Annotated in this window: 7 protein-coding genes; 2 read left to right on the top strand and 5 right to left on the bottom strand. The window is 38.7% G+C overall.

Annotated features, from left to right (window positions below; genetic code table 11):
- Window positions 1–117 precede the first annotated feature (117 nt).
- The gene (locus ACIR131C_RS0112150; protein ID WP_028090413.1) at window positions 118–321 is read left to right on the top strand and encodes a hypothetical protein; all 204 of its coding nucleotides are present in this window, start codon (window positions 118–120) and stop codon (window positions 319–321) included.
- A gap of 39 nt (window positions 322–360) precedes the next feature.
- Here the strand turns inward: ACIR131C_RS0112150 and ACIR131C_RS0112145 are convergent, their stop codons facing one another.
- The 3 genes from ACIR131C_RS0112145 to ACIR131C_RS0112135 all read right to left on the bottom strand — a co-directional run bounded on the left by ACIR131C_RS0112145 (window position 361) and on the right by ACIR131C_RS0112135 (window position 4,188).
- Window positions 361–693, bottom strand: coding sequence for an XRE family transcriptional regulator (locus tag ACIR131C_RS0112145; RefSeq protein WP_028090412.1), 333 nt, complete (start codon window positions 691–693; stop codon window positions 361–363).
- Between the two features lie 145 nt (window positions 694–838).
- Window positions 839–1,447: a hypothetical protein gene (locus ACIR131C_RS0112140; RefSeq protein WP_028090411.1), complete on the bottom strand. Its 609-nt coding sequence runs from the start codon at window positions 1,445–1,447 to the stop codon at window positions 839–841.
- Window positions 1,448–1,737: 290 nt separating this feature from the next.
- A complete protein-coding gene (locus tag ACIR131C_RS0112135) occupies window positions 1,738–4,188 on the bottom strand; it encodes an ATP-dependent Clp protease ATP-binding subunit (protein ID WP_028090410.1) in 2,451 nt (816 codons plus the stop codon).
- A gap of 243 nt (window positions 4,189–4,431) precedes the next feature.
- Between ACIR131C_RS0112135 and ACIR131C_RS0112130 the strand changes: the two genes are divergently transcribed.
- On the top strand, window positions 4,432–4,728 hold the full coding sequence (locus ACIR131C_RS0112130; RefSeq protein ID WP_028090409.1) for a DUF3288 family protein: 297 nt from the start codon (window positions 4,432–4,434) through the stop codon (window positions 4,726–4,728).
- 7 nt (window positions 4,729–4,735) lie between these two features.
- Here ACIR131C_RS0112130 and ACIR131C_RS0112125 read toward each other — a convergent pair whose 3' ends face one another.
- A complete protein-coding gene (locus tag ACIR131C_RS0112125; protein ID WP_028090408.1) occupies window positions 4,736–6,154 on the bottom strand; it encodes an MlaD family protein in 1,419 nt (472 codons plus the stop codon).
- A gap of 51 nt (window positions 6,155–6,205) precedes the next feature.
- Complete coding sequence (locus tag ACIR131C_RS0112120; protein WP_028090407.1) at window positions 6,206–6,988, bottom strand: ABC transporter ATP-binding protein; 783 nt, start codon at window positions 6,986–6,988, stop codon at window positions 6,206–6,208.
- Window positions 6,989–7,257: the final 269 nt, after the last annotated feature.

The raw sequence follows: 7,257 nt of genomic DNA, 5'->3' as shown, positions 1-7,257 counted from the left end.
TTATTCTTGGGTAGGGGTAATTCATGAATTACCCCAAATTCGGTTCTTTTTGCGTAAGTCCTGTTCAGTTCTGATTTGATTAACTACTCTTGAAAATGTTTTATTTCGTCAGCTATTGTGAGATTTTTAGCATCTGCATTTGCTGGTATTGCCGGTTATTTAGTTTCTGGTGATCTTGGTTTACAATCTTCAATACCTTTTATGAAGACAAAAACCCAGGTTAAAGCCACAGGAGCATTTGCAGCATTTGTTTTAGTATTTCTACTTTTTTATATGGGTGTTCCTACTTCCGAAATACCACAACCAACCCCCACACCTTGATGAAAAGTTTAGCAGTAAATTCTTTGATGAAGGATTACCCTACTCATTAGTCTCCATTGCCAAATCTTCAAAATTAGTAATGGTTACTTCCACATCAGGGAATTTTGCCGTTATTTTCAATTCTCCTCCCATAGCTTCAATAACTTCTCGCAGATGACTAACATACATATCAGTACGATTTTCTAATCTAGAAATAGCAGGTTGTTTAATTTGCAACTTTTCAGCTAATTGAGCTTGAGATATTTTTAAAGCTTGGCGTAATTCAGCTAATGCCATTTCCTCTTTTAATTTAGCTGTTTGAGTGGCAATTTTGGCTTTTCTTTCTGCGGAGAAATCTTTAGTAAGATTGCTAAACTTTTTATGTCCCGTCATATTAAATCCTCTTTCAATGTTTTGCGGAAAAAACTGAATGTTGATATTCAGGTGAAAACTAATGACCTTTAACACAAAACCAGTGGTAAATAAATACTTGATTAAAAACTTCGACGGTTCTACGGTTCATTAGAGAATCCTGATATTAACCAATAGGATAACATCCCGGATTAACTGCATGAATAAATTCACTTCCTGCTAGTGGTCTTCCCCGTTTATAAGCTGCTTCTTGGGGTTGTCCCCAACCTAATTGTAAGATAATTTCTAAAAAGTTCGGGTTTTCCCATTTTAATAAAGTAGCCCATTCTGTTCTTTGGGTAATTCTTTCTACGTCTATTTTGGTAATTTTTTGATGTTGTTTACCATTACTAAAACTTAAATATAAATCCATTTCTGCTGTTGTGATATACCAAAATTCTAAAATTGAATTTTTGGCAAGTTTCAATATTTGTAAATCACTTTCTAAAGCAATTAATTCGGGATCAATTTCTGGATAATGGAGATTTTTGTTTTTAATAGTGATATCTTTCCAGATAATTCCAGAAACTTGATTTTCTCGTTGATATTGGTGAATGGAGGTTTTAAAATCTTGGTAAGCTGCGAATCTTTGTAGTCCTTCGGTTCTGACAAATTGGTCTATTAATGGATTACCAGAAACGGTTAATTCTAACTTTAAACGTTCACCTTTTAAGCAAGCTTGGCGTTCAGTTGCTAAAATGTGAATTAATTCTTGAGTATTGTAAATATTTGACATTAGAACCAAACCTAATTAGTCATTTTGTTTCGTTGGTAATTAAAATCAATTAACTATTTAATTATTATCTATGAATGAAAAGAAAGATGCTGTATCAAAACTAACTAAAACTTATCATGGTGTGATATCATTTTCCAACATCAGATTACCTCTTTTCTTCCTTTTTCCTTCGTGTTCTTCGTCCCTTCGTGGTTCATTTATCCCTATTCCTCTATAAACAACCATAAAAAAGGTGGGTTAACAATCAAGTCACCCACCAAATAAATTACCGATGTTATAGAAATCCCGAATTAACCAACATTAGTTAATAACAACTCACGGGTTTCGGACTTTCTGACTTTTACCTGACCATCATCATCTACATCAACTATGGCCTTATCTCCCTCAGCTATTTCCCCAGATAAAATTGCTTCTACAAGAGAATCTTCTAGCAAACGCATAATAGCGCGGCGTAATGGTCTAGCACCATAACTAGGATCATAGCCTTCTTGTACAACCTTATCTTGGAAAGCTGCTGTCACTTCTAAGGTGATATTCTTATCTTTTAAGCGACTAGCAACATCATTCAGCATGATTCCAGCAATTTGCTTGACTTCATCTTTGTTAAGTTGAGTGAAGACGATAATATCATCAACACGGTTGAGAAATTCTGGACGGAAATAAGCTTTGAGTTCTTCGTTGACTAAGTTACGAATCCGATGATAACTAGCTTCTGCGTGGTTATCAAACTCAAACCCTAAGCTACTACCACCTTTTTCGATTACCTTAGAACCAATATTAGAAGTCAAGATAATTAATGTATTCTTGAAGTCCACTTTTCGGCCTTTCGCATCCGTAAGATGACCGTCATCTAAGATTTGCAGCAGCATATTAAATACATCGGGATGCGCTTTTTCGATTTCGTCGAATAGCAACACTGTATAGGGTTTGCGCCGCACTGCTTCCGTTAGTTGTCCGCCTTCATTGTATCCTACATAACCTGGAGGTGAACCAATCAACTTAGAAACGTTGTGGCTTTCCATGTATTCGGACATATCTAAACGCACCATTGATTCTTCTGAACCGAAGAAGTAAGCCGCTAATGCTTTAGCTAATTCAGTTTTACCTACACCGGTTGGACCAGAAAAGATAAAGCTGGCAATAGGACGATTAGGACTTTTTAAGCCGACACGAGCGCGACGAATAGCGCGAGAGACGGAGCTAACTGCTTGTTCTTGTCCAATTAGACGTTTGTGTAAAGTGTCTTCCAGATGTAATAATAATTCAGATTCCGATTCAGTCAGTTTGTTAACGGGAACACCTGTCCAAGCGGCGACAATTTGAGCAATATCTTCTTCATTGACAATGGGAGCGTCAACGCTTTCCTGGTTTTCCTCTAAATCAAGTCTGGCTTGAATTGATAATTCTTGTTGACGTAATTTACTAGCTTTAGTAAAATCTTGGACTCTGATAGCTTCAGATTTGGCTTTAGTGACGGTGGTTAATTCTTGTTTGAGTTCTTTGTTATTGGTAATACGGGAGTGACGTAACCGCACGCGAGAACCCGCTTCATCAATTAAGTCAATGGCTTTGTCCGGTAAAAAGCGATCGCTGATATAACGGTCTGCTAATTCAGCGGCTGCTACTATCGCTTCATCAGCAATATGGACTTTGTGATGCTGTTCATAAGCACCGCGTAAACCGTAGAGAATATCAATAGTTTCTGTTACGGATGGTTCACCTACCAAAATGGGCTGAAAACGTCTTTCTAATGCTGCATCACGTTCAATATGTTGACGATATTCATCCAAAGTAGTAGCACCAATACACTGAAGTTCACCCCGTGCTAAAGCTGGTTTAAGTATATTAGCAGCATCTAAACCGCCTTCTGTACCACCTGCACCGACCAAGGTATGAATTTCATCAATCACTAAGATGATGTTACCTGCGGTACGAACTTCCTCCATGATTTTTTTCAAGCGTTCCTCAAAGTCACCCCGGAAACGAGTTCCTGCGACTACAGAACCCATATCCAGGCTAATTACCTGCTTATTGAGCAAAATTTCGGGAACATCTTGATTAATAATCCGTTGAGCCAAACCTTCAGCAATTGCTGTTTTTCCCACCCCAGGTTCCCCAATCAAAACCGGGTTATTTTTGTTTCTGCGACCGAGAATTTGCACCGTTCTTTCAATTTCTCGTTGACGACCGACTACCGGGTCTAATCTGCCCTCCTGAGCCAATTTGGTGAGATTTCTACCGAACTCCTCTACGGATAGATTTTGATTGCGCTGGGAATTACTTCTCCCACCCGTGACAACCGCTGTATCTTCACCCAGACGCTTCATTACAGCCGCACGGATAACAGGTAAATCTACTCCTAGATTTTGCAATACTTTGGCCGCGACTCCTTCACCGGCCTCCGTTAAACCTAATAATAAGTGTTCAGTGTTTATGTAATTATGTCCAAGACCGTGAGCTTCTCGGAAAGATTGCTCAAACAGGCTTTTAACTTTGGGGGTAAAAGGAATTTCCGGTGGGACAAACCCAGAACCCCGGCCAATTATTTTTTCTACTTCCCGACGTGCTTCTTTGAGAGTGACACCCAACTCAGCCAGCACTTTCGCAGCAACACCTGTTCCTTCTCCCATTAAACCCAGGAGAATTTGTTCTGTTCCTACAAAGTTGTGTCCCAGTCGTCGTGCTTCTTCCTGAGCTAACATGATTACCCGAATTGCTTCGGAAGTGAAGTGTTCAAACATAGCGGGTTCTTTCCCTCGTGCTGCTTGGATTTTGGGTGAGATTAAGTTCACCCTTATCTAAAGTTTTTTGTATTTTCTTAAAGATAATGTATCTTTATTTAAAGCTCAATGGCAATAGTGAGATCCGTAAGTGACAAGGGGTAGTTGCCGTCATTATTTAGATAATAATAGATAATTAGCAATGATCGAGATTTTTCGCCCTTGAGTTGTTGATTTGTTGTCAACTTTATACTAGTATTGATTATGACACAAAAGCCCAATAGTAATGATCAACAACATCCACTTTACAACCGCGATCGCCCCCTTATTGATATTCTACTTGCTCAAGACGCAAGCGACTACAATTTATCAGAATTAGCGAGACTAAAAATCCGCTATCAAGGTTTTCCAGGTGCGCGAGACATCCAAAATGACTTAGATCAGGTTTTAAACCGCTGGGGGTTGACGGAGGAGGAATTATTCACAAAAACCCGTCAAATCCATCATACAGGCGGAATTTACAAAAGTCGTGGCAAAAAGGAGGAGGAGGACTGGAATTAGTGGGTGGTCAATTGTCAGTTGTTATTTTTCCCTGCTCTCGATTATCTCGCAGTTGCTCAAGTAGTTCTTCTGAAGATGAATTGGCTGTTTGTGGGACTGGTTGGGGAATTGTCTCTAGTTTCTGTGGTGTTTTCAGTTCGGGACTGATTACCAATACTTGTTTTTCGGGAACTGGTGCGGTAATTACTACCTTGGGCGGGGTACTATTGGTTTTAAGAGAGTCTAAAGTTACAGCTACTTTTGTCTGCTCTTGTACATCTTTACTAGAAGAAACTAATTTACTTAAACCATTGACTAATTGTAGTAAATTTTGGCGGAACTTAGGATCACCTGTTAATTCGTCTAAATCGGATGTAATTTTTTGAGTGTTTTCAAATGTTACCCTAGCTGCATCTAGAGTTTGTTGTAATAAGACAATGTTTTTTGGATCATTTAGGGTTTTAGAAGCATCTTTTAAATTTGCGGAAGCTTCCGCTGCATTTGCTGAGAGTGTTTCTAAGTTTTTCAGTAATTCTCCTTGGGTTAAGCGATTAATCGTTGGTGATAAACTCATCACTGTTTGACGAAGTTGGTTACTGGTTTCTGTCATACTATTCAAAGTTCCAACGAGAGAAGAACGATTCGTAGTGACAAGACTATCTAGGTTATTAAGTAAACGATTTGCCTGTTTAGATGTGACACTAAAATCCTTTGCTGTGGTTCTTAATTGATCCGCTGTTGTAATTGTAGTTGCAGTTAGTTGGTTGGTGGAGCTTTTCAACGTTGTGGCAGTATCAGAGAATACAGTTAATTGTCCGCGAACGCTTTTGCTCAAACCTTGCAAATCCTTAGTTAAAGCCGCGATATTAGCCGCAGCATTGGCAGAAGTTTCCAAAGTGCGGTTAACATTATTATAGAATTTATCGCTACTATACTGAGCCGCAAACTCAGAGGATTTACGTATCATTTCGTCAACGCTGATACCAATTACACCTTTTAAGCGAGAACCATTACAAATAATCAAACTGGGATTACAGTCTTTATCTAAGGGTTTAGCGGTAATATTTGTTGGTAAATTTCCCTTTGGTGTAATATCAATAATATTTTCGCTAATTAATCCACTTTGATTGGCTTCAATTAGGGAATTAGTGGGAATCTTTAAATCAGGTGAATTAATTTGAATTTCGACATCAACAGCATTTGATCCGGCTTTAACACTGGTAATAGTACCTACTTTTACACCACGAAAACGTACGGATGAACCTTTTTGCATTCCGCCGGCGTTAGCAAATTCGACAATTGCTTGATAAGATGTTTGTCCAGGGGTGAGCCTATTCAACCATAGTAAAATTACCCCAAACGCGCCTAACCCTAGTAAGAGTAACAATCCTACAGAACCTTCCCTGATCATGCGTGTAGACGTAAAACCGCTCATTAGACCTCGCATTTATTCCTCCACCAAAAAAAGTAAGCTTGGTAATTTTTCTTGACTTGGTACTTAGCCAGTGACTTGAATAGGTCCATGTACGCTTCCACTCATAAATTGTCTAATCAAAGGATTTTCTGTATGATCTAGGGCAGCTACTGTACCTTGCCATTGTACTTTCCCCTGATAAAGAAATACTATTTGGTCTGAGGTACGGCGAATGGTACTATCTTGGTGAGTAACAATGGAGTATGTACTACAAACTCCCTGGGTATGCTGTAAACTGCGGATGAGATCCTCAATGACAGTTGAGGCTATGGGGTCAAGTCCAGCGGTAGGTTCATCGTATAATAGCACCTCTGGATTATCTGTAGGACGTTGAGGATTAGACATAATTGCTCTAGCAAAGCTTACCCTTTTTCGCATTCCTCCAGAAAGTTCTGAGGGGTAGAGATGACTAATATCTGCTAAACCCACCAGTTCTAATTTTTCTCGGACTAGTTCACGAATTTGCGATCGCTTTAACTGAGAATTTTGATAAAGTAAAAAGCCGATATTTTCTTCGACTGTTAAGGAGTCAAATAAGGCAGCTTGTTGAAATACCATCCCAATTCCCACAGGATCAGTAGCATCTTCTATTAAACCATTCCTTTGTACTCCTTGAATATAAATTTCTCCCGCATCAGGTTTTAATAAACCTGCTATTACCCGTAAAATTGTTGACTTACCAGTTCCCGATGGTCCAATAATCCCTAGTGCTTGGCCTCGGTATATTTTCAGATCAACATGATCTAAAACTTTGTTCTTACCAAAGGATTTAGAAATACCCCTTAATTCAATTAGTGGTTCTGTCATTGGTCATGGGTAATTAAATAAATAAGTTCCTCTATTTGTAAAATCTGCAACTCCAACTCTGACACAGAATGAGCTAGGGATGCTAGAAAATTGTACAGGACTTAGGCAACTGGCATCACAGATGAAATTGTAGTTAGGACTTTACTCCTATCTTTGATCAGCTATGGTAACACTTATCAGGGCTAAAGCCCTGACTACAAACAAATAAAATAATGTGATTATATAATTTATTGTGACACTTGCGTAAGTCTTATTGTAAGTAGGTTGGC

This window comes from Dolichospermum circinale AWQC131C (genome assembly GCF_000426905.1).
GTDB lineage: Bacteria > Cyanobacteriota > Cyanobacteriia > Cyanobacteriales > Nostocaceae > Dolichospermum > Dolichospermum circinale.
The sequence above is the reverse complement of the archived record's forward strand: the minus strand, read 5'-3'. Positions and strand labels throughout refer to the sequence as shown.